The sequence below is a fragment of the Nocardia ninae NBRC 108245 genome (assembly GCF_007990755.1).
Lineage (GTDB): Bacteria > Actinomycetota > Actinomycetes > Mycobacteriales > Mycobacteriaceae > Nocardia > Nocardia ninae.
In genome coordinates this window covers 1-20,533 of record NZ_BJXA01000111.1, presented here as the reverse complement: position 1 = coordinate 20,533, position 20,533 = coordinate 1, and the positions used below count along the sequence as shown (strand labels likewise).

The window sequence follows — 20,533 nt, the reverse complement described above, 5'->3', positions numbered from 1 at the left end:
GGCCGGGGCTGGGAAAGTCCGCCCCGAGCCCGATTTCGCGACCTTCGTGCACCCGTTCTGGGACCTCGCGTGCACCCGTACTGGAACCTCGCCTCGGTCGCCCTGCATTTTGAACTTTTTTTGTACTTCGGCGCCTTATCCGTGTGGTCGACTGGATCTGCGAGCCCGCGGCCAGCTGGCGGGAGATCGTCGGCAAGGACAACTTCTCCCTGGAGGTGCTGAACAACGTCCCCACGATGGGACATCTCCAGGGCAAATTGTTCGCTATTGACGAAAAAAGCGGAAACACGCTGACAGACATGGACATTCAGGCGTGTCTCGGGAAAAGAGGGGACAGAAGGGCAGCCATGCCAGACCTGGTGTTTCTCTGGAAACCCCCAGGTAGGAGGTATGGCTGGTGCTGGTGAGGTCGTCATGATCGACACGCATCAACGGTGTTGATTGTGAAAAATGTCGAGCTCTTGTGATCCACTTGGTGAGCTCAACCGCGCTCTCAACGAGGGAACGGGAGGGTGCTGCGCCGACCTGCGTCAACAGGCCGGCCAGCCAATGTCCGAATGTCTCACCCAAAAGAAACAAACAGGAACCCAATGACTGTAGCCAAAGTCGGCGAACGCGCCGATCATTGCCACCCCGCCAGTCCCTGGCATCGTCGTCGGAAACGCTCTGACCAGTGCAAACGCGGATTGAAACAGTCGGTGAACCCTCTTCGTAGTCTCCTCCCATCGCATCAACGATTAACTCGGGAGACCTACTGATGATGGAACTGTTCGCTGGCGGCGGCGCGCTCGCTGTGGGTGTGGCATGGTTTCTGGCTCGATCCGGCCGCCGGTCGGGGCGTACGGCGGACGTGCACTACAACGGGCTGCTGCGACTATGGGCAGGGATCTTCGCCGTGGCGCATAAAGATCCGGGCCGGCGCGAAGATGCCCGCAAGGTTGTCCGCGACACCCTGGGGCCACCACCGCGCAGGCAAACCCGTCGACGGCCCGCACCGCCGCGACGGCCACCGGCGCGTCGGCGGCATCGCGACCCGAAAGCTCGGCGCGACGCCCGGCGCCGAGAGCATCACTGACGAGTCTCGCCGCGGATTCGGCGCGGGCCCCGAAAAATTAGGGTTGACATACTTTTTCGGGCCCGCGTGCGCTGCCTGGCCGCCGATAACATTTCCTTATCGGCGGTCAGGACCGAGGGTCCGGACCGGCCCAATCCGGTTGGTAATCCGGGTGATCGCGCCAGATTCCGGCGATGGCCCGCAACGTCGGGATGTACTCCAGCCGCGACCGCTCGGTGTCCGGCGTCTCGCCGAACAGATGGCTCAGCTCGCCCTCGTACTCCAGCACGGACAGAACCGCGGTCCGCAGCGCCACGACGTAGCGTCCGCGAACCGGATCGTGTTCGTCCTCGGCGAGGCGGGCGACGATGAAGCGCTCGATCCGGGGCGGCTCGGATTCGGTCATGGCGCCGACTAGGCCAAGTTTGAATGTCGTACCGCATCATTCGTGATGCAGTAGGCAACCCGAACCATTTAGTTCAGCTGGCTTTCTTGCGTGGCCGGCCGCGCCGCCGCGCAGGGATGTCGATCCCCGCCGCGCGGGCCTCTACGACCCGGGTAGCGACGAGCGCGGCGGTGATGCCGAGTTCTGCGCCGATTTCGGTGTAGGTCATCTCGGTGCGAGCCAGTTCGATGATGCGTTCCCGGCGTTCGTCGGCGCGTGCCTCGAAGTCTTCACGGGCTTCGGCGACGGTCCGCTGAATGGTGCGTGGGCTCACGCCCAGGCGGTGGGCCAGGGCCCGTGCGGTTTCGGTGCGGCGTCCACGGATCGGTTCAGTCATTTGTCCCTCACAGCGATCATTGCGGCGCGGTCGGCGACGCGACCTCGCCGCGTCTCACCTGATTTTCGCCCACCTTTGCGACCGCGGGCTGCCTGGATCGTGCTGAAGGTGGCTTCGTAGACGGCAGGGCCGTCGGCCCACAGGCGCGATCGGGTGGTGATCCATCGATGGATCGAGTTCACGATCGCACGCAGCTCCGACATCGGCAGCGGATCGGGCTGGCCGGTGACAGGGTGCCGGAATGTGGCATTGATCTGTGCTGCCTTGCCGTGCAGCGCAGCCAAGAGGCCGGCGGAGTCGCCGAAGTGGTGACGAACCTCGCGATACGCCCAGAGGCGCGCGCCTTCGAACATGCAGCAGTTGCGGCCCAGGCCGACCGGGTTGTCCCGATGCCTTGGCTGCTGGCGCCAGTTCTTGGGAGGCATGTTCGCCCCGAGCTGCTCGGCGATCTCGCCGAGGTCGAACAGGTGGTCGTGGATCCACTCGGTTCGCCATGCTTCGTGCAGCGGGTTTTTGGTGATCAGCCCGGAATAGCCGCGGTCGCCGTCCAGGGCGCGCCGCAGACCCTCCGTAGTCGCCGTTGCGAACGCCAGCGGGGCGCGGCGGGCGTACTCGGTGCGGGTGAAGTGCTCGCGCAGCGCCCAGATCGCATGGGCGCGGCCGGTGTGAGGGGTTTCCACGAGCAGGTTCGGCATCGGATGCGAGCCAGCGGCTGAGACCGCCCGAGTTGCGGCGTCGGTGTGATCCACGTCGACCACGAGCAGGTTCGACACCGAGCTCGTATTTGCCTCCACGTAGCGCGCTAAGCGCGCAATGGGCCGAGGCTGGCGGTAGATGCCCGCGGACAGGTCATCGGACGCGTACGGGAACATCGGCAGCCATAGTTGCCCGTCCCATAGCTCCGGCCCGTTCTCGATCATGGGCGGCAGCCTCGCACGCAGCGAACAGGATTCGGCGCAGACACGCCGCAAAATTAAAAATGCGTCATCGAACCAAGTCAGATGTATGCCTTGAGGTCGACGTGTCGCAAAATTAAAACTGCGTCACGAAACCAAGTCAGATGTATGCCCGTCAGGGCACCCCTTGACGCTCTTCCAGCCCGAGCGGAGCGAGGCCCGCTACGCCCGCGGATCTGTCCAGCACGAGACCACCTCTAACCGTGCACTAATAGAGATATGCGCATATATGCATTAGACAATCCTCGCCCTTCTCTGGCTCGGAACCCCCTGGTCGAGCACCCACTGACTCGGGCCCACCTCGGGTAGGTATCTACTCGTTCACCCAACGCCACTGGAAGGTTGACCAGGGCTCTGCTTGCGGGAGTAGCTGATTCACTGCGGCGACGACACCCGGCCATGTCCCAGGTATGTAGTCATCGCCGGATAGCCAGCCGCCAGGCATTACTTTCGGTCGCCACGCCGTGATGTCTGCCGCCACGCTGTCGTAGTCGTGACGGGCGTCGAGGTGAACCCACGTGAGCGAGGCATCGGCGAACAAGTTGGCCGACGACTCCGAATCACCAACCACGAGCAGGACCTTGTCGGCGAACCCGCAGGCGATGAGATTGCGATGAAGGATGCCGGCGAAGGTACCGCCGCCCTCGGACGCCGCCGCGCCGTGGGCGTCGATGCCGCGAAGCCCTTCCGGCCCACTACCACGACAGGTGTCGACTCCCAGGACAGTGAAGTGCTTGCCGCTGTCTACGACAACTTCCGCCAGCGAGCACAGACTGCGACCAAGGTAGTTGCCGACCTCGATGAAAGTACTTCCCTCAGGGAAGTGATCGACTGCTTCTTCCTGAGCATCTCGCCACGCGAACCAGCCGGGTATGTCTTGCCAACGCCTTACCGCGGAAGCGGGTTCGTTCGGATGCGACTGCATCTGTCCGACGCTACGTTCTTGTTGCTGTACGGCGTCATCGTTCATCGGACCCACCGGGCGAGCTGCGAGCTGTCCGTGTCAACGATGATGTGTCGGCACGCCATCATGAGGGCGGCGTGCCGGTCTGAATCGGTGATCCGGGGTGAAGTACCGCCGACGATTGTCGGCACTGTGGTGATGCAGAGCTCGTCCAGTGCGTGATCAACGGCGAGCTGTCCGGTCAACCGCGGGCCACCTTCGCAGATCACGCGATGTAGTCCAAGGTCGGCGAGGGCATCAAGAAGATCTCCAGTGTCGATTCTGTCGGCCCCGAGTTCAATCACGGTGGCTCCTGCGTCAGCGAGGTTGCGCTTAGAGGTGGTCGCAGCGCTGGCAGTCGTGAAAATTATTGGCGGGACCGATGTTTGGGTCAGCAAGCGCGAATTCGGGTCGAGGTCAGCGCGTCCTGTGACGACCGCGATTGGTGGCACTGGTGCCAGGCCGCGCGTGCGTCGCCGCGCGGCGCCGGCCGACGTGACGCGTGCGCCAGCGTAGTTTTCGGCGCGTGCGGTGGATGCCCCGACGAGGACGACATCCGCGAGTTCCCGCAGCAGCTGCAACACCCTGTGATCCAGGGTGGTTGCGAGCCCGCTGGATGTTCCGGTCGCACCAGTAGCTGCGCCGTCCAGACTCGCAACGAAGTTCGCTCGGATCCATGGACGTGAAATATCGGGATATTCGTACAAGTCGGTCAGGTCGTCATCGCTTAGTCCATGGGCAGAGACGACGTACGGGACACGGATGTCCTTTGTCATTGCGGCTTAGCCTGCAATTCTGTGCGCCGGCCAAGGTGGCGTACGTCGTAGATCCGGCCGTCGACTTCGACGGTTCCGACGAGGTTCCGCGAGCCGGTGACCTCTCGGACGAGCACCTCCAGGCCGCGTTCGTTCGCGGCCGCGACCCAGCGGCGCAGTTTGGTCTCATTGTCGCTATAGGGATCTTCGTAGTGCGCGACGAAGGTGGTAACTCGGTCGGCTGTATCCATCGAAACTCTCTCCTCTATAGGGCTGTTAGTCGGTGGCTGGTTGTCGGGGCGAGCATGAAGCATTGCTTGTACCGCCCGCACTCGTTCCACGAGGAAAGCCCGCCGGCGAGGTCGAGATTCGACGTGTTGATCGGTTCTGGTTATTTGATCCGGATGTTGGCGATAGTGCAGTCCTACATCGTCCAGGAACCACCCATCTGCCAAGGCTGATGCGGTCAGCATCATTCCGGTGTCCTCGGCTGTCGGTAGGGCCATCCAGCCGCCGACACCTATCAAAAGCTCACGTCTAATGCAGATCGTGGTGGGATGCACGTTCAGTAGGTAGTTGTGCGAAATCCACCAATCGAAGACTGAGCCGCGCGGTAGCGGTCCGCTCGGCGGATCACCTTCGAACGCGACCAACGAACCATCCGACATGAGATCGAGAGCGCGGCATGTTGTCCACCCGATCGTCGCCTGACCCGACAAGACCGTGATGCTCTGTGCCAGCGCCGTAGGCGGTAAGACATCGTCAGCATCCAGGTTGCGGATGAGCGAGCCCGCAGACCGTTCCAGGGCGAGATTTCGAGCGGTCCCCGGCCCGCCGTGTGGACCGGATCCGGGTTTGACCCGCTCGTCCTTTGCCGCCTCGTCGGGCAGGGGAAGTTCGCCTTCACCGTCCAACTGGATGAGCCATTCCCAGTCCCAACCGTCCGGCATCTGCTGAGCGCACAACGATTTGTAAGCATCAGCAAGAAAGTCTGCGCGTGGTCGATATGCCGGTGTGATGACCGAGATCAGCACAGGTCCTCCAGAGAGAATTCAGCTCGATAGATGATCTGATCAGCTACGACAACCGTGGTGTTCGTTTCCACGGCCTGACATCCCGCATCCCACAATGTCTTTTTGCGCACCATCACCGGCACCGTGGCCGGCATCGCGAGTTCCGCAGCTTCTTCCTCAGTCGGAAGTCGCGATTCGATAGTCAGCGTGGCTCGCCGAACATCGATGCCACCCTCGCGTAACCATGTCTCGGTCGTCCGACCTGGCACTTCATCATCGGGGGTCCGCAGACCAGCAGTCTGGGCTACGCGATCCAACATCCACGACCTCATCACCTGGTGAGGTGTCTCAGCGATGAGATACCTGAAAGTCCGAACGAGGATCATTCCATCACCGAGCAGTTCCACCACGTCTACCGGAGTCTCGCGGTCGTAGGCGATTTCAACGGTCACGTCGTCCATGCCGGTGATCTGCTCGAAGGTGACATCCGGGGACGCATTGGTCGATTCGAAACGCTGGTCAATCGGCCGAACAACTTTCGGTCGTGCCCGCACTCGCACACCGCGCCGCGGCGCGTCCGGAGTGGTGACTAATACCCCCTCGTTGATCAGGTGCAGAACCGCTCTGTTGATCGGCGCGTGGCTGTTCGTGCCGTAGTGCTCGGCAAGCATTCGCATGGCCGGGAGCGTCTCGCCGGGAGACCACTCACCAGCCTCGATCCGCCGCCTGAGATCTGTGGCGATCTCTCGCCACAACGAACTCGAGTTGGGCACGACTCCTCCTTGTTTGTTGCCGCCAATCGCTTGACGGCGCTCCGCTTTGGCGGTAACAATACAGGCATGACTTTGTTACCGCCAAACGCGGAGGTTGGTCCATAATGAGGCGATCGTGGAAGTTCGTTGGAGTAGTTGCGCTGGCGTTTGCGCTGGTAGCGATGCCTTATATCGGGGCTAGAACCGTCGCCGACATCCTGTTCTGGACTGTCGTGGCGTGGTTCGTCGCCCGCTGGTTCGTTCGGTCGCACGGCCCATTCAGCCGTGCCCGGGTCGGGGCCCGACGATGATCGGCGCGGTCGCGAAGACGGACGCCGCTGTCGCTCGCGCCGGCGGGCAGGTGTTCCGGGCGCTTCCCGGGCCGGTTCAGCTGGCGCTGCTGGTGTTCGGCCTGTTGTTCGCGATGTCGGCGTGCTCGATCGCGTGGCTGGACTACCAGTCCTACACACCGTCTCCGAATGTGTGCCGTCACGATCAGGCGGCCCGGGCGGCGGAGTTGGGTTGTGTTCCGCCGCAGACGGTTCCGACCCCGGCGGGGTGGCAGCGATGAGCGCCGGCCTACTGACCGAGTACAGGACTCGGTCGGGTCGGTTGGTGTTCGTCGGCCAGTGCTACGTCGACGCCAAGCGGCGTGAGCCGCGGACGTTGCGTGTGGAGGCGATCGAGGCCCCACGCCTGGACTTCAAGGGCATCGAGCGGTGCCGGGTGCACGTGGTCGTTCTCGATGAGAACGAGGACATCATCCGCGACGTGCCGATGGAGGCCGATCGGCTGGTGTCGGCGGTGTTCAAACGTCTCGATTCGGTGGCCGGACGATGAGCGAGCAGCCCGTCGAGGGCGGGATACCTACCTATGAGTGGCGGACCGCGCCAACGCATTTGCGGACGCGCCGCCAGCTCGCCGCCGAGGGCCTGCGCCCGAATGGCCAGGACATCGCGGGCAAGGTGCATCGCGATTTTCGTCGCGGGCCGGTGACGGCCTACCTCTACGACATCAATCTTGCCGCCGCGAAGCGGCAGGCGACGCCCGCGCAGCTGGCCGCTTTGGAGAAGGCGACTCACGAGCGGCAGCTGCGCGCGGCGGAACGCCATGGGGTCGAACGCAGTGAGTTCGACCAGGTCAGTGATCCGGGTCCCGCGTGGGCCGATTCCACACCGAGCGTGCGTGCGTCAGTTCCGGGGCACGCATTCGCCGGTCTGATCGGAACTGCTCGTGACCGTGATGAATGGGAGCGCTAGATGAGTAGCCGAATTCTGAACCCTCGCGACATGGTCGTTTTGACCGTGCTCGCCGAAATGTATGGCGCGTCGCTGGATCGGGTGGCGCGGATGCTGGGGCTGTCGATGCAGTCCGCGTACCGGTACACCGCGAAGTGGCGTGCGGCGCATCTGATTTCGGATTTGAAGATGCGCCCGGTTCCGGGCCCGATGTGGGTGTTCCCGACGCGGACCGCGCTGGAGGCGGTGTTGCCGTTCTACACCAAGTTCTGGACGCCGACACCGAAGATGGCCGCGCACGTGGCCACCGTGCTCGATGTGCGGTTGGCGCTGGTCGGGCTGGATCTGGATCGCTGGATTTCCGAGCGTCAGCTGCGCGCGGCGCAGACTCGTCCGGCCCTGGGCACGCTGCGTGGACATGTGCACGACGGCCGCTTCTACAAGGCCGATGGGTCGCTGTGGGCGGTCGAGGTGGAGCTGACGGCGAAGAACGCCACCGCTGCCCGGTCGGCGGTGGTGCGAGCCAAGCAAGCCGCGGCTGCCGGTGGATGCGACGGGCTCATCTACTACTGCAAAAACGAGTGGCTCGACGCGCGCAGGCAGCCGATCCGGCACAGCGACGAGATCCGCAACGTGATCACCCAGGCTGCGCGCTACGCCGCCGATGCTGTCGAGGGCCCGCCGATCCGGGTCGCGGACCTCAGCGATGTCCTCAAGCCGAGCAAGCAGGACACCGGAACCGGCCTGGTTCGTCCGGGTCTGACGGTGATCGAGGGCGGAGCCTCTGATCACGGTGACCCCGACGCCCTGCACGGTGAGGCGGTGTCGTCATGAGCTGCAAACCTGTTCTGACACCGGCCGATTGCACGCCGGTGACCGCGAAGATCAATCCGCCGCCGGCCGTGCCGCCGACGACTGAGGTTCCTGCGCACGGGATTCCGGTGCATCCGGTTGCGCCGCCGATTTTCGGTGATGGCCCGGACTCGATGCTGTTCGGTGGGATGTTGCCGATTCCGGAGGGTCTGACCTGGGCTCGGGTGCTGGATTGGGTGATCGGTATCGGCGTCGTGTCGATGGTGGTACTGGTCCTCGCGGTGGTGTTGATCGGTCACGCGGCGTGGCGGGCGTGGACGCCGGCGCGGATGCGGAACTGGACGTTCGGCGCAGTGTTGGCGTTGCCCGGTGTCGCCGCGCTGACCGCGTGGGATATCGCTGCGCCGAACAAGAAGTGCGCGGACGGGTTCGCGCAGCTGCTGGACGGCCGTTACGTCCACGGTGTCGCGGTGATGCTGGTGCTGCTGGTTCCGATCGCCTGGTTCCTCGCGACGATCGGCTACACCAGCCGTCGGGTGCAGCTGCTCACCAACGGCCGCCAGGACCCCGCGCGCACTGAGCGGGCGATGTGGTTGCACGCCGAGCGTGAGCAGCGAGCAGCTGCGCGGCTGTCGCGCTACCGGCTCCCGTTCACCACCGGTGGCTGGAATCCGCACATTGTGATCGGCCGCCTGGCCGTGGAGGACAGTGCCGCGCCGCCGAAGGGCCGCCTGCGGATGCTGTTGGCACGCCATGAGTCTCGGCTGATCATTCCGTGGATCAACCTGCGTGAGCATATGACCACGGTCGCGAGCAGCGGTAAGGGCAAGACCACGTTGATGCTGCGGTTGCTGCTGTCGTGGCACACCACCGCGTGGATGCGGCATCGGCAGTGGTGGCGCATGGACCGGCCGGGCCGGCCGTTGTCGATGGTGATCGACTGCAACGGCGGGCCCGAATCGGTGAAGGTCGCCCACCGGCTGGTGCGCTGGTATCAGGCAATCGGTGTTCCGGCCGCGCGGATCGGCATCGTCGGTGTCGACGCCGCGGACCCGAACGCCGTGGCGCTGGCGCTGTGGAGCATCCCGAAGCTCGATGACCTGCGCAGCGTCTTGAGCGCGATGATTTCCGGTGGCAGTACCCCGACCACCGACACCGAGCGCTACTTCCACAACCTCCGCGAAACCCTGATTCACCTGGTCGTGGACGCGCCGATGAGCGTGGTCAACGGTGTCCCGCACGGCAGCAATCCGCCCCGGGACTGGATCGAATTCCTGTCCCGGTTCGATCCGGTCCGCCTGGCCAAGCTGTGGGGTGGGGTGTGGGACGACACCGTGGCCTGGACCGGCGTGCGGGGTGTCGATCGCGAGATCGCGGCCGTGATGGCCGGCAAGCAGCCGGTCATGGACTCCGCGGGCAGCGAGTTCGGGATTTTGTACCGGCTGCTCGGTGACTCGTTCGAGGGCGAAGCCCAGATCACCGACTTTGATTTCCTCTACATCATCTTGGAGGGCGTCAAAGCCGCGGACCGGGCCCGCGCACAGTTCGCCGCTTTGGGTTGCATGTTGGAGCAGCTCGCGGACAAGGACCACCAGCGCGAAACCCTTTTGGCCGTAGACGAATTCAGTGCCGTCTCCGATGGCAAGACCCGCGCCAAGGCATGGGTCGAGAGGTTCCGCAAGGCCAAGATCGGCAGCTGGTGGCTCGCGCAGTCCTGGCAAGGCCTCGGTCACGACGACGACGCCCGCACCGCACTGGTCGCCGCCGGTTCCGGTGGTGGCCTGCACGGCGGGCACGAGTTCGGCGTCGAAAAGCTCGCCGAGGGCTACGGCACCAAACGCCGCTTCGATCAGACCCGCAAGCTCATCGGCGGCGCCGCCACTGGTGACGAAGGCAACGTGCAGGCCGCCGAGAAGTTCCTCTTGGAGCCGAACAAGGTCCGCCGCATGGGCAAGGGCGATGTCGTGTTCGTCGCGGCCGGCCGGGCCCGCTGGGGCCGAGTGTCCTTCGTCGATGACAACACTCTCGGATCCGTGCGCCCGCTGCCCGGTCTGGCGCAGACCCGCGAAATTCCCGCCGACCCGCGACCACTCGCGCCGGTCATCAACATGCGCAAGCGCCGCGCCTGAAACCCCAAGGAGCACAACAATGTCCAATCCCGATCCGACTCCTGATGAGCACGGTGAAGAGATCACCGGCCTATCCGCCGAGCAGCGCCAGGCCGAACTCGATGCCCTCTCCGCTCATGACGCCGAGCTGGCCGGCACTCCGGCCGCCAAGCTCGCGGCCCGATTCGACGGTGTCGTCCCCGATGGCGGTGTGATCGGTCGCGCGGTCACCGATCGTGAGCAGCTGCTGCCGCGGGCCCGCCGCATCCGCGACACCGCCCGGATCTGGGCTCCCGCGCTCGCGTGCACCGCGGCGTTCCTCACCGCCGCGCTGGTGCTGGATCTGCCCGGACCCCTGGCCGTCTACGGGTTCGCGCTGGCCGGATACGCGTGGTGGATGTGCGCGGGCCGACCCGGACCGATCGAGGCAGTTCGGATGCTCTGCTATCGCGCCGTGGACACCGGCCGCTGGATTCGTCGTCACGTGACGCGACTTGCGGTGCGCCGCAACGCCTATGAAACCCGTCGCACCGATGCGCGGGCCACGAGCAAGTAACCCTCTGGAAGGAAATCCGTTGTCTGCCTACGACTATCCGGCGTTCTTCACCGCTGCCGAACTCGACACCGCTCGCGGCTACCTGATCGCGTGCATCGAACAGAACTCCTACGGGGCACCCGGGGAGCCCGCCGCCAGCGAGATCGACGCCTTGCCCGCCCGCGAGATCATCGCCCGCGCCCTGCGGTTGTGGCCCGAAGGCTGGGACCACTTCCGCGAGTACTTCGCCGAGGACATCCGCGACGCCGAGCAGCAGGAAACCGCGCGTTGGCACGCCGAGGCGGCCCGCGCCGCCCGCTGGCACCTGTTTCCTGCTCGGCTGCCTGCGGCGGCGCGGCAATGGGGCCAGTGCACCGCGACCGCGACCGCGGCCGTGCACGCGGTCGGTCTCGACCTGGCCGGCATCCGCAGCCGTGAGCCCGAGCAGTGGCGCCATATCGCCAGCGTCCTCGGTGTCCCGGTGCCGGTCGCGCTGGCCTGGGCGATCGAGGGCCGGATCCGGCAGCGCCTGGCGCTGCTCGCCCGCCCGGTCCGGCGCGCTCTCCGTACATCCGTATTTCAGTAACTCACCCTGGAAAGGAACGAAACCTATGAATACCAGTTTCCCGCAAAGGTTTTGGGCAGTACTCAGCGGCGCACCGCGTCCGGGATCATCACCTGATCCCGCACCCGAGGCCGCGGCGTCGGTGCACGAACCGGCCTTGAGCTGGATGCCCTGGATCGAGCCCGCACTACCGGACTGGTTCTGGACGTTGCCGGCCGCGACCCTGCTCGCTGTGCTCGATGTCGATGGCGCCCGGTTCGCAGCGTCGGACTCGATACACGACTTCTACTGGGCGCAGCTGCGCGAGATGGCGCTGCGCCTGGTGGTGGATTGCCCGTCCGGTTCGCCCTACAGCACCGCCGATTTCCTGTCCCGGTTCGACCCGGTGAAGCTGTCGCGTCTGTGGGGCGGGGTGTTCGACAGCGCCGTGCCGTGGACGGGCATGTCCGGTATCGACCGCATGATCGCCGCCGTAGTCGGCGGGCCGCGCTCGGTGCTGACGTGCGTACACGCCGAAGTCCTCAACCAACTCCGGCATTGGGCTGAATTCCCCGAGCAGCTGCGTAGCGCGGTGCTCACCGCCGAGCCGACCTTGTCCCTGTCCCTGCCGACCGAAACGGAGATCTGATCATGTCCGACCGCAGTCCTGAAGACGAAATCATGAGCGAGGCACGCAAATTCGCTGCTTCGATGTCAACGACTCTGCGCCGCTACAGCCAGGCCGCGAACTGGTTGGACAAGCGCAAGATCCGCAAGCAGATCAAGCAGGCGTGGCGGGGCGAGCTGCGCCAGGCCGAGCTCGATCGAGCCCACCAGCTGACCTGGACCGCGAACTCGGTCGAGACGTTCCGGGCGCACTCGCTGGCGGTATCCCGGCGCGCCAATGACCCGAACGTCGACCACGATCGCCGCTACCGCGACGCCCAGGCCCTGGCCAGGCATCGCAACGACATGGCCGAGCGGGTGCTGCGCAATCCGCGCCTGACCGAGATCGAGCAGGGCATCGCCTTGGACCAGATCGACGCCGCGACGGCGTTCCCGCACATCTCCCATGGCCACCGCAACCCGCTCCAGCGGGCCCGGCGTGTGAAAGGCATTGAGGCGCTGCGTTACCGCGCCCAAGTCGCGCGGGCCCGGGAAGCCGCGGGCATCGAACGACCGGGTCGCGAGAGTGAGCCGATCCGGTACACGGCCACGGTCGCTTCGCAGGCGCAGGGCAGCTCGATGTGGCTGGCGCAGCCGACACGGCGGTTCGTCACCGAGCAAGGCGCGGTCGATTGGATGCACCGCCAGGTCGCTGACACCCACTGGCACAACGACACCCGCGTGCAGGTCGAGGCGTGGGACCTCGATGACACGACCGCCCCGATCTACGCCGACGAAGGCCGGCCCGACACCGTGCGCGGGCACCTCGCCGCTCACGCGACCGACCTGCGTGAACGCGGTGCGCGGCCCGAACTCGCTGACGGTGAGGTCAATGATCCGTGGCGGCGTGATGAGCAGGCTGTTGGCAGAGAGCCCGAATGGATTACTCAGTTGACGCCGGATCGCATCGCGGCGGTCCAGGATCTGCGTGACGCTCAACGGCGGTGGACCGAGCAATCACCGACCGCTTCGCCAGACCGACTCGTGCAGCTGGCCGATTCCTGCCGCGATGCCGGGAATGGCCTGCGTAAGACCGGGTTGAGTTGGGATGACGTGCGTTGGGTGACAGATCATCCGGCGCAGATCGATCAAAGCCTCGTTGCGCTCGGCGCCGAACAGACCCGGCCTGACCAGGAGCGCACCGACCTGTATTCGTCCACGATCAGCTGGCTGCCCGAGGGCGAGCATCAGGTGGTCAACAAATCGGCTCAGCACGCCAGCGAGCGGGAGTCCGCGAACTGGACCCGTCGCCAGCTAGACGCGATCCGTCCGGCGCCGGGCACCAGCGTCCACATCGCCGCCTACGACCACGACGGCGAAGGCCACTGGGATCCGGTGTTCCGGGCCGAGGGTGCCCGCTCGGTGCTGGCCCAAGAGGTCGACGGGTGGCGCGAGGGAATCGACGTTGAAACCTACGACCCAGCTACCGAGGCCGACGTGAACGCCGACCTCGCGCGGGACTTCTCGTCATTGCAGGACCGTCACCGGCTGGCGATCCAGTACAACAACCAGCTCGTAGAGCGCAACGCCGCGCTGGTCCAACAGCTGACCGCACTCACCGCCGAGCGCGACAAGCTGCGTGGCGAGCGCGACGAAGCGGTGCGCACGCTGGTCGAGCGCACGCCCGCCGAGCAGCGCCTCGGTAGCCCGGAACGCCAAGCCGCCCAGGCCCGCGACGAGCACGCACCCGAGCGCGATGGCACCGACCTTGCCGAGCTGCGCGCGCAGATGCGCGAGGCCGGCGAGCACACCACCGCCGAGCATGAGCGCCAGGACCACCGCCGTGATGAGGAGTGGGCCGATGCCGAGGAATCCGCGCGGGACTACAAGGCCATGAACGACGGCCAGGACCGGCGCGACGCCAAGCAGGCCAAAACCCGGCCGTCAATTCCCGGTCATGCGTTCGCGGGCCTGGTCAACGGCCGCGAGCAGGAACTGGAGATGGAGCGATGAGCACCGAAAACACCACGCCCGACATGGATTTGGATGACCCGTTCATCACCCGCTACGCCGAGAAGGTCGAAGACCCGCAGGAAGTGCTGATGCGGGCGGACTTCGCGCGCATGCAGCACGTGCTCCACACCATGGACCGCATCGAGGTCGGCGCCGAGTTCGAGCAGCTCACCGAGCAGGCCGACGAGATCGATCTGCGGTGGCTCGACGGGAGCACCGAGGAACGCGAGGCCTGGACGTATCTGGCCGACGCCCACCACGACTGGAAACACGCACCCGACACCATGCGCCGCTTCCACGACCAGATCGCCCACGACCGCGCCGGCGGCTGGGACGCGCTGACTCCGATGCAATGGCACAGCCAGCAGCAGGCCCGCGAGCTGACCGGACACGGGGCCTGGTCGACGCCCGAACGCGAGGCCGGCCGCGACCCGATCCCGGGCCACGCATTCGCAGGCCTGGTCAACGGCGTCGAACGCGAACAGGAGGTGGAGCGATGACCACGATCCACGACGTTCGCGCGGTCGAGCAGACCATGCCCGCCCGCGCCAGCACTCTCGGTGAGGTTCTGCGCGATACGTCGAAACCGGTGACCCTCGGGGACGTGGTGCGGGCCGCTGAGCCCTACGCCGGCCACGAGAAGGTTCTCACCGCCCTGCAAGGGCGAGCCGCGGGCACCACCGCGATCGAGGCCCGCGCTGATGTCGTCGGAGTTCCGGCTGACGACCTCACCGCGCGCCTGGTCGCCGCGAATGAGCGTGCTGCCCAGCTCGAACAGCAGCTCGCCGCACTCACCGCGGAACGCGATGCCGCCGAACACAAGGTGGCGGAGCTGGCCGACCGTAACCGCGAGCTTGCCAGCGATCTCGATGACGCGTTGGACCTTGCCTCCGAACGCGCACTGTCGGAAGGCCGGGAGCGGCTGGTGCCGCAGCCGATCTACGGGCACGCCTTCGCCGGGCTGGTCAACAACCACGACCGAGAGGGGATCGAACGATGATGTCGCCCACCGACGCGACGCTGTCGCCCACTGGCGCGCGCCCTGCTGTCGCGGTGTCGCCGGGCATGTGGAATGTCGCCGAGGTTGTCGCCTTGCTGTCGCTTGCGGCGGTGTCCATCGCGGCGTTCTCGTGGTCCGCGATCGCACTGCACGGGGTCGCGGTCATGTCCGGTATCCCGTCCGGATTGGCCTGGGGTGCACCGGTCATCGTGGACGGGCCGATCATCCAGGCGGCTTTTTCGCTGGTCGCACTGAACCGTCGCGCCAAGCTCGGGGTAGCGATCCCGGCCGCGACGCGGCGGTTCTTCTGGATCGAGCTCGCTGCCGCTGAGCTGGTGTCTTTGCTCGGCAACGGTGTGCACGCCTGGACCGCGGACGGGCTGAAGCTGCCGCAGCTGGCCGCTGCGGCGGTGGCGGGTGCGGCGCCGGTGGCCGCGCTGGCTGTCACTCACGCGCTGACCGCGCTGCTGGAGGTTCCCCGCCATCCAGAACCGCAGGCGACAGCAGGCGACGGTGTCGCCGCGACAGGCGACACCGAGGCGACAGCACCCGAAAGCGAGGCGACACCAGCGGAATCGGATGCGACAGCAGCACGCGACGCCGAGATCCTGCGCCTGCATCTGGCAGGCCATTCCTACCGCGAAATCGCGCCGCAGGTCGATCTGCACCACGGCACTGTCGGCAAGATCGTCGCTCGGCTCAAGGCTGAGGGCGACACCGGCGCGCAGCTGGCGCTGCCCGCCGCATCCAACGTCCGGCGCATCGCCGGATAACCCAACACAACCCGCAACCGAATTCACTCAGGAGTAACTGTAATGACCTCGTTCATCATGTCCGACGCCCCGAAAGTCGTTCGTGGCGCGTTCACCAAGCACGACGAGCCCGGCACGACCGTGGCCGGGCTGGTCGTCTCCCAGCAGATGGTCAGCCAGCTCGATCCGAAGACCGGTAAGCCGAAGCTGCGTCAGGGCCGCCCGATTCCGCAGTTGGAGGTGGTGATCCTGACCGGGTGGCAGACCGAACCGGAGGACGACGGCGCCCGGAAGTTGTTCGTGCGCGGCAACATGCAGAAGGCCATCAAAGCCGCTGTGATCGCCGCGGGTGACACCGACTTCCGCAACGGTGCCCGGCTCACACTCACGTACACCGGGACCGGGCAGGCCTTCAGCGCCGACTACGCCCCGCCCAAGCTCTACCAGGCGAAATACGAGCCACCCACCGAAGCTTCGCTCGCCGAGGTCGCCGCCTACCTGGAAGCCGACGACGAATAACGCGCTGATCAGCGCCTGAACACCCGAAAAGGGCCCCTGCCGAGTTCCGGTCGGCAGGGGCCCTTTCGCGTGCCCGCAGCTCTACGTGACGGGCCCGACTATTCTCCCCCATCCCTTCCTCATATAGGCCAATCCTGTGCCGACGTGACGGTTGCTCAAGGGTGGCCGCAGGCCATCGCGCAGCGACCGGAGCGCAGCGCAGGCCCTTGAACTGCCGTCACGTCGGTCAGACACTCGACGGCCGAGGAAGGGTCCCCCAGCCGATCATGCTCGGCATCCGGCTGCCGAGCTCGCGCCTGGTCGGCATGAGAAAAACCTGCGAAAAAGCTGGAAAACACCGAGCAGACAGGCCGGAATCAAGATCACGGTTGCCTCTCGGCTCTCTTCTCACCCCTCCCCCTCTCTGACCTGGTGAGACGGCGTTCCGCCGTCGATTTCTCCTCCCCTCCCCAAACCCCCATCTCATACACACTTCGTGAGCATGAGATGGGGGTTTGGGGAGGGGAGGAGAAATCAAGATCAAGTAAGTAGGTAGGTAAGAGAGGGGGAGGGGTGAGAAGAGAGAAAAGAAAAAGACAAAAGACTCTGGTTGCGTTGGGTGGCTATCGGTGCGTTAGCTGTTTGGTTGCGTAAGAGACGATCCGACGCCGTTGGCGTCGCTTCCAGCTGGTCAGCTCAGGTGGGTATGCGCCGGTCCAGGGATACGCGAATACCAGCGTGTACCGGAACAATGGGCGGCTCACGCCGGGTGGTTGGTGCGCGGGCGCCGGACGCCCGCGTGCGCGCGCCGCGCTCGCGGAACTACTGCGCGGCCTTCGGCCGCGTGGCCCTGGGGTGGGTCGGCCTGCATTGTGTTCCCGCGTCCCTCACGCCTCAAGGGCGCTACGCGTCGGCTCCGCCGATGACCCTGCGGGCCACCCTTGACCCGTGAGCCTCTACGCGGAAAAGGCAGGCCTTATCGGGCAGGCGATGCCTGCCCGCCTCGATGTGCAGACCGACCCACCCCAGAGGCCAAAGAACCGCCGACGCTCCAGCCGTGAGGTCTGCCGCGCGACTCAAGCCGGTATACCTGCCCATACACGCCCGTACATAGCCCATACCCGTGTATGGGCAGGTGTGGACGCGTTAGGCCGGTAGGACTTCTCGGACGAACCAATCCGGCCCGAGGACCGAGGAGACATAAGCCGCGGCCTCTCCAGGCGTCACGAGGAGATCCCGGTCGACAAACACCGTTCGCTGCTCGCCGAGCTCGTGCTCGATGACTACGAGATGTTGTGCTCGATCGGTTTCCACGTGTCACCCCTTCCCCTGGTCCGTATATCCGTATTTCAGTACTTCAGCCGATTTGTTCCGAAACCGCAGGGCACACACCGAGTGTGCAACGGTGCCTGCGGCGCGCCCGCGCTCCGGTGTACTCGATGTATGCAGAGCGACGAACTCAACTACGACGACGGCGAGCAATGGCGCTGCGCCGAATGCGGGCACGTGGACACGATCGAATGGGACGACGAGCTGGAGCAGACAGTCGGCCTGCCCGACGTTGTCGCCGGCGACAACGGAGAGGTCACGCTGCTGTGCAGCGAATGTTCATTCGATGCGTGCTGAGCGTCGGTCCGGAGTGCCGCGCAGCTGCGCGCGCAGTTAGCACGTGTGGACGAGCTCGATGACCTGCGGCAACACCTGTCCGTATATCAGTATGTCAGTATTTCAGGTGATTCGTTCGGTCACTGAATCGGCGACCTCGGAGTCGGACAGCAGCTCGTAGACCAGGGCCACCATGACGTCCTGGCTGGTGACTCTGGACTTGCCGAGTGCCGCTGCGGTCTTGTTCTGCCAGTCGACCAGGCGCCGGTATAGCTCCGGTGGCAGGTCTACCGTGCGCCGGATCGGCTTCACCGTGACGCCGCTGCCATGGCTGCGCGGTGCGGGCGGTTCCGGTGTGCCGTCGTTGCGCGACTGCCGCCCGCCGCTGGTGTTCTTGGTGCGGGCCGCGCGGGCCGCAGCGGCTTTTTCGGCGTTCTCGCGGATGCGGTCGGCTGCGGTACTCATGCGCTCACCTCGTCACTGTCTCGTTGTTCAGTATTTACGGAGTTCAGTAGATCATCGACGGCATCGGCATAGGCGGTGGCTTGCGCGTTCGTGATGGAATTGCCGTAGCCCTGCGCGAACAGCTCCTTACGCGGGATCACCACCCGCAGGACCCGGACACCGTCCTTCGTTATCAGTTCCCGATAGGTCTCGGTGGACGCCGCGTTGGCAACCGTGCGAGTCAGCAACGCAGTCACCTCGGGTGCCTGGTCCACCTCGTCTTCGACTTCCTCGAGCAGTTCCAGTACCGCCGGCATCCGCTCGTACTCCATGCTCGTTGGTGCCATCGTGATGACGATGTGGGTGGCGAGTTTCGCCGCGGACTTCACGATGCGCCGAGAGTCCTTCATTGGCGGGGTGTCGATCACGACGACGTCGACATCGGGGTTGATGACGCCGGGCAGCTGCTGGTGCAGCTTCGGAACCGGCATCGAGATCACCGGGAACGGGAAGTCGCCGAGTTCGGACCAGCTGATCAACGATTCGTTCTCCGGGTCGGTGTCGACGCCGAGTACGTTGAGGCCAGCCTCGTGGAGCACGTGCAGAATCCAGGCCGCCGAGGTGGTCTTCGTACTTCCGCCCTTGAGGTTCAGCATGACCAGGATCAGCAGGGCACGACCGTCGCGCTTCAGTAATTCCGTATGTACTGACATCAGTAGACTATTCCTATTCGTTGTCCTGGTCGTGGTACAGGTGTCCGAGCAGGCCCTGAGCCCGCGCCAACGCGCGCCCGAGCTCGCCGGCCTTGTTCGCTGCGTCGTTGAGGTACGCCGAGGCTTCCAGCGCGGTCACGCTCGCCCGGTCCGCCGGTTCGGTGTCGTGTCGTAGGTTCGGATCGGCGGCCAGGTGATTATCTGCCCAGTCTGCGAGCTGGCGTAGCACCTGGTCTTGGGCATGTGCCGCTGTGGCGAGACGGCTGATCACGATGTAACCGTCCGGCGCGAACGGCAGCGCCTCGGCGGCCTGGTTGGCGATGGTGGCGTGCGCGAGGTAACGAACCAGCTCGTCAATCGCTTCGGTGGCCGAGGCCAGCGACTCCTCGGAATGCGGCCCGCTCAACGGCCAGTGCTCGGCGACGATCTTCGCGCCAACGACCTCGGTCATGAGATTCTCCTCCGGTCTACGGCAGTCATTAGATACTGATTTCAGTAGATTGTCAGGAGCTGAGGGCGCGTCGCGCCGAACCCGTTCGGCAGTTCTCCTGATTTACTGATTTCAGTATATCAGTAAATCAGTACGTGAAAGCCCTGTTCAGCCGTACTGTTCAGGTAGACCGTGTACGCGGATGGACGCAGCGCTCCGTAACCGGGGGTGTGTAGATGACGTAGCCGCACCGAACGCAGCGATGGGTCCGGTGTCCACCACCGGCTGCAGCGAGGCAAGCCAGCGATCCGAACAGCACTCGCCCCGGTCCGAGTCGATGGCCGCGTGGGCAGGAGACCGGAAGGGGTTCTTCCCATCCCCGACGCGTCCGGTAAAGACGGCCGGCCTCGACTATCCGGCCATCGCTGAGCCGGTACACCGGCGCGAACTCCTCGAACACGCTTTCGATCCTTACACGGACTGGACGGCCGCTCGGGATAGTCTGCGGGGCGTGGTGAATGTCGGGGACCGAGTCAGGATCGGAGTCAGTGGCGTGTCGGTGTTCACGGTCGTGGAGATCGAGGGCGACCGTGCGGTAGTCGAGTCGATCGAGGACGTGCCGGGGCGCTACCCGTGGAGCGCGCGGGTGGCCGATCTCGTACCGGCCGAGGACTGATCTACTGAAATACGGATCTACTGATTCGAAGGGTGTGACCCATCAACGGCGAAGGGCGTACCGATGTTGTCCGAGGCGGATGCGACCGGAGGGTGGTCGTTCCATGATGTGGAAGGACAGGGCGTCATCCTGACGAAGCGGATGTACCGCCGTCAGCTTGCCGTGTGGCAGGACGGGTCGCTGTTCCAGTTTCAGGTCGACACCGACACGACGACGGTGAGGATGGGACGACGCAGCACGGTGTCGGCGGCGAAGCTCGCCGCGGAGAAGGCGGCCAGGCCGGCCTCGATCTAAGGCTCCGGT

Annotated in this window: 28 protein-coding genes; 17 read left to right on the top strand and 11 right to left on the bottom strand. The window is 65.3% G+C overall.

The genetic code is table 11. From position 1 onward, the window contains the following. Positions 1-143: 143 nt before the first annotated feature. Entirely contained in the window at positions 144-407 is a 264-nt protein-coding gene (locus NN4_RS41060) for a hypothetical protein (protein WP_147142883.1), read from the top strand. 774 nt (positions 408-1,181) lie between these two features. On the opposite strand, the gene NN4_RS41055 is transcribed toward NN4_RS41060, so the two are convergent. The 7 genes from NN4_RS41055 to NN4_RS41025 form a co-directional block, all read right to left on the bottom strand. Continuing rightward, positions 1,182-1,460: a hypothetical protein gene (locus NN4_RS41055; RefSeq protein WP_147142880.1), complete on the bottom strand. Its 279-nt coding sequence runs from the start codon at positions 1,458-1,460 to the stop codon at positions 1,182-1,184. A 73-nt stretch (positions 1,461-1,533) separates the two neighbouring features. After that, positions 1,534-1,836, bottom strand: coding sequence for a replication protein RepB (locus tag NN4_RS41050; RefSeq protein ID WP_147142877.1), 303 nt, complete (start codon positions 1,834-1,836; stop codon positions 1,534-1,536). Beyond that, on the bottom strand, positions 1,833-2,708 hold the full coding sequence (locus tag NN4_RS41045; RefSeq protein ID WP_246181370.1) for a replication initiation protein: 876 nt from the start codon (positions 2,706-2,708) through the stop codon (positions 1,833-1,835). The genes NN4_RS41050 and NN4_RS41045 overlap by 4 nt, the downstream gene beginning before the upstream one ends. Positions 2,709-3,105: 397 nt before the next feature. Then, complete coding sequence (locus NN4_RS41040) at positions 3,106-3,762, bottom strand: class I SAM-dependent methyltransferase (protein ID WP_246181369.1); 657 nt, start codon at positions 3,760-3,762, stop codon at positions 3,106-3,108. Beyond that, positions 3,759-4,511 (bottom strand): pyrimidine reductase family protein, encoded by a 753-nt coding sequence (locus tag NN4_RS41035; protein WP_147142871.1) that lies wholly within the window; start codon positions 4,509-4,511, stop codon positions 3,759-3,761. Before NN4_RS41035 ends, NN4_RS41040 begins: the two co-directional genes overlap by 4 nt. Further along, positions 4,508-5,524, bottom strand: coding sequence for a glycosyltransferase family 2 protein (locus tag NN4_RS41030; RefSeq protein WP_246181368.1), 1,017 nt, complete (start codon positions 5,522-5,524; stop codon positions 4,508-4,510). Before NN4_RS41030 ends, NN4_RS41035 begins: the two co-directional genes overlap by 4 nt. Next, positions 5,518-6,276, bottom strand: a complete 759-nt coding sequence (locus tag NN4_RS41025) for a GntR family transcriptional regulator (RefSeq protein WP_147142868.1) — start codon at positions 6,274-6,276, stop codon at positions 5,518-5,520. The genes NN4_RS41030 and NN4_RS41025 overlap by 7 nt, the downstream gene beginning before the upstream one ends. A 286-nt stretch (positions 6,277-6,562) precedes the next feature. Here NN4_RS41025 and NN4_RS41020 point away from each other — a divergent pair, with 286 nt between their 5' ends. The 13 genes from NN4_RS41020 to NN4_RS40960 all read left to right on the top strand — a co-directional run bounded on the left by NN4_RS41020 (position 6,563) and on the right by NN4_RS40960 (position 16,383). Continuing rightward, positions 6,563-6,826 carry a hypothetical protein gene (locus tag NN4_RS41020; protein ID WP_147142865.1) on the top strand — a complete coding sequence of 88 codons (264 nt, stop codon included), beginning with the start codon at positions 6,563-6,565 and terminating at the stop codon, positions 6,824-6,826. After that, positions 6,823-7,095: a hypothetical protein gene (locus tag NN4_RS41015; RefSeq protein ID WP_147142862.1), complete on the top strand. Its 273-nt coding sequence runs from the start codon at positions 6,823-6,825 to the stop codon at positions 7,093-7,095. Before NN4_RS41020 ends, NN4_RS41015 begins: the two co-directional genes overlap by 4 nt. After that, on the top strand, positions 7,092-7,514 hold the full coding sequence (locus tag NN4_RS41010) for an RRQRL motif-containing zinc-binding protein (protein ID WP_147142859.1): 423 nt from the start codon (positions 7,092-7,094) through the stop codon (positions 7,512-7,514). Before NN4_RS41015 ends, NN4_RS41010 begins: the two co-directional genes overlap by 4 nt. Continuing rightward, positions 7,515-8,327: a helix-turn-helix domain-containing protein gene (locus NN4_RS41005; RefSeq protein ID WP_147142856.1), complete on the top strand. Its 813-nt coding sequence runs from the start codon at positions 7,515-7,517 to the stop codon at positions 8,325-8,327. Next, positions 8,324-10,435, top strand: coding sequence for a hypothetical protein (locus NN4_RS41000; protein WP_147142853.1), 2,112 nt, complete (start codon positions 8,324-8,326; stop codon positions 10,433-10,435). The genes NN4_RS41005 and NN4_RS41000 overlap by 4 nt, the downstream gene beginning before the upstream one ends. Before the next feature lie 19 nt (positions 10,436-10,454). Next, positions 10,455-10,970: a hypothetical protein gene (locus NN4_RS40995; RefSeq protein ID WP_147142850.1), complete on the top strand. Its 516-nt coding sequence runs from the start codon at positions 10,455-10,457 to the stop codon at positions 10,968-10,970. A 19-nt stretch (positions 10,971-10,989) separates the two neighbouring features. Next, complete coding sequence (locus NN4_RS40990) at positions 10,990-11,535, top strand: hypothetical protein (protein WP_147142845.1); 546 nt, start codon at positions 10,990-10,992, stop codon at positions 11,533-11,535. A 25-nt stretch (positions 11,536-11,560) separates the two neighbouring features. Then, entirely contained in the window at positions 11,561-12,142 is a 582-nt protein-coding gene (locus NN4_RS40985; RefSeq protein WP_147142842.1) for a hypothetical protein, read from the top strand. Positions 12,143-12,204: 62 nt separating this feature from the next. Further along, a complete protein-coding gene (locus NN4_RS40980) occupies positions 12,205-14,112 on the top strand; it encodes a hypothetical protein (protein WP_147142839.1) in 1,908 nt (635 codons plus the stop codon). Then, positions 14,109-14,612 carry a hypothetical protein gene (locus NN4_RS40975; RefSeq protein WP_147142836.1) on the top strand — a complete coding sequence of 168 codons (504 nt, stop codon included), beginning with the start codon at positions 14,109-14,111 and terminating at the stop codon, positions 14,610-14,612. The genes NN4_RS40980 and NN4_RS40975 overlap by 4 nt, the downstream gene beginning before the upstream one ends. Then, a complete protein-coding gene (locus NN4_RS40970; RefSeq protein WP_147142833.1) occupies positions 14,609-15,112 on the top strand; it encodes a hypothetical protein in 504 nt (167 codons plus the stop codon). Before NN4_RS40975 ends, NN4_RS40970 begins: the two co-directional genes overlap by 4 nt. Next, positions 15,109-15,885, top strand: a complete 777-nt coding sequence (locus tag NN4_RS40965; RefSeq protein WP_147142830.1) for a helix-turn-helix domain-containing protein — start codon at positions 15,109-15,111, stop codon at positions 15,883-15,885. Before NN4_RS40970 ends, NN4_RS40965 begins: the two co-directional genes overlap by 4 nt. A 42-nt stretch (positions 15,886-15,927) precedes the next feature. Further along, positions 15,928-16,383: a hypothetical protein gene (locus tag NN4_RS40960; RefSeq protein ID WP_147142827.1), complete on the top strand. Its 456-nt coding sequence runs from the start codon at positions 15,928-15,930 to the stop codon at positions 16,381-16,383. 1,125 nt (positions 16,384-17,508) lie between these two features. On the opposite strand, the gene NN4_RS45505 is transcribed toward NN4_RS40960, so the two are convergent. After that, positions 17,509-17,676, bottom strand: a complete 168-nt coding sequence (locus tag NN4_RS45505) for a hypothetical protein (RefSeq protein WP_186818876.1) — start codon at positions 17,674-17,676, stop codon at positions 17,509-17,511. 129 nt (positions 17,677-17,805) lie between these two features. Here NN4_RS45505 and NN4_RS40955 point away from each other — a divergent pair, with 129 nt between their 5' ends. Then, on the top strand, positions 17,806-17,988 hold the full coding sequence (locus NN4_RS40955; protein ID WP_147142825.1) for a hypothetical protein: 183 nt from the start codon (positions 17,806-17,808) through the stop codon (positions 17,986-17,988). A 102-nt stretch (positions 17,989-18,090) separates the two neighbouring features. On the opposite strand, the gene NN4_RS40950 is transcribed toward NN4_RS40955, so the two are convergent. Genes NN4_RS40950 through NN4_RS40940 form a run of 3 tightly spaced genes read right to left on the bottom strand, consistent with a single transcriptional unit; the run spans position 18,091 to position 19,575 of the window. Beyond that, positions 18,091-18,432: a hypothetical protein gene (locus NN4_RS40950; RefSeq protein WP_147142822.1), complete on the bottom strand. Its 342-nt coding sequence runs from the start codon at positions 18,430-18,432 to the stop codon at positions 18,091-18,093. Continuing rightward, the gene (locus tag NN4_RS40945) at positions 18,429-19,124 is read right to left on the bottom strand and encodes a nucleotide-binding protein (RefSeq protein WP_246181367.1); all 696 of its coding nucleotides are present in this window, start codon (positions 19,122-19,124) and stop codon (positions 18,429-18,431) included. Before NN4_RS40945 ends, NN4_RS40950 begins: the two co-directional genes overlap by 4 nt. Before the next feature lie 13 nt (positions 19,125-19,137). Next, positions 19,138-19,575 (bottom strand): hypothetical protein, encoded by a 438-nt coding sequence (locus NN4_RS40940; protein ID WP_147142819.1) that lies wholly within the window; start codon positions 19,573-19,575, stop codon positions 19,138-19,140. A gap of 490 nt (positions 19,576-20,065) precedes the next feature. Here NN4_RS40940 and NN4_RS45500 point away from each other — a divergent pair, with 490 nt between their 5' ends. Both NN4_RS45500 and NN4_RS40935 read left to right on the top strand, forming a co-directional pair. Next, positions 20,066-20,230 (top strand): hypothetical protein, encoded by a 165-nt coding sequence (locus NN4_RS45500; RefSeq protein ID WP_186818877.1) that lies wholly within the window; start codon positions 20,066-20,068, stop codon positions 20,228-20,230. A 63-nt stretch (positions 20,231-20,293) separates the two neighbouring features. Then, complete coding sequence (locus NN4_RS40935) at positions 20,294-20,524, top strand: hypothetical protein (RefSeq protein ID WP_147142816.1); 231 nt, start codon at positions 20,294-20,296, stop codon at positions 20,522-20,524. Positions 20,525-20,533 lie beyond the last annotated feature (9 nt).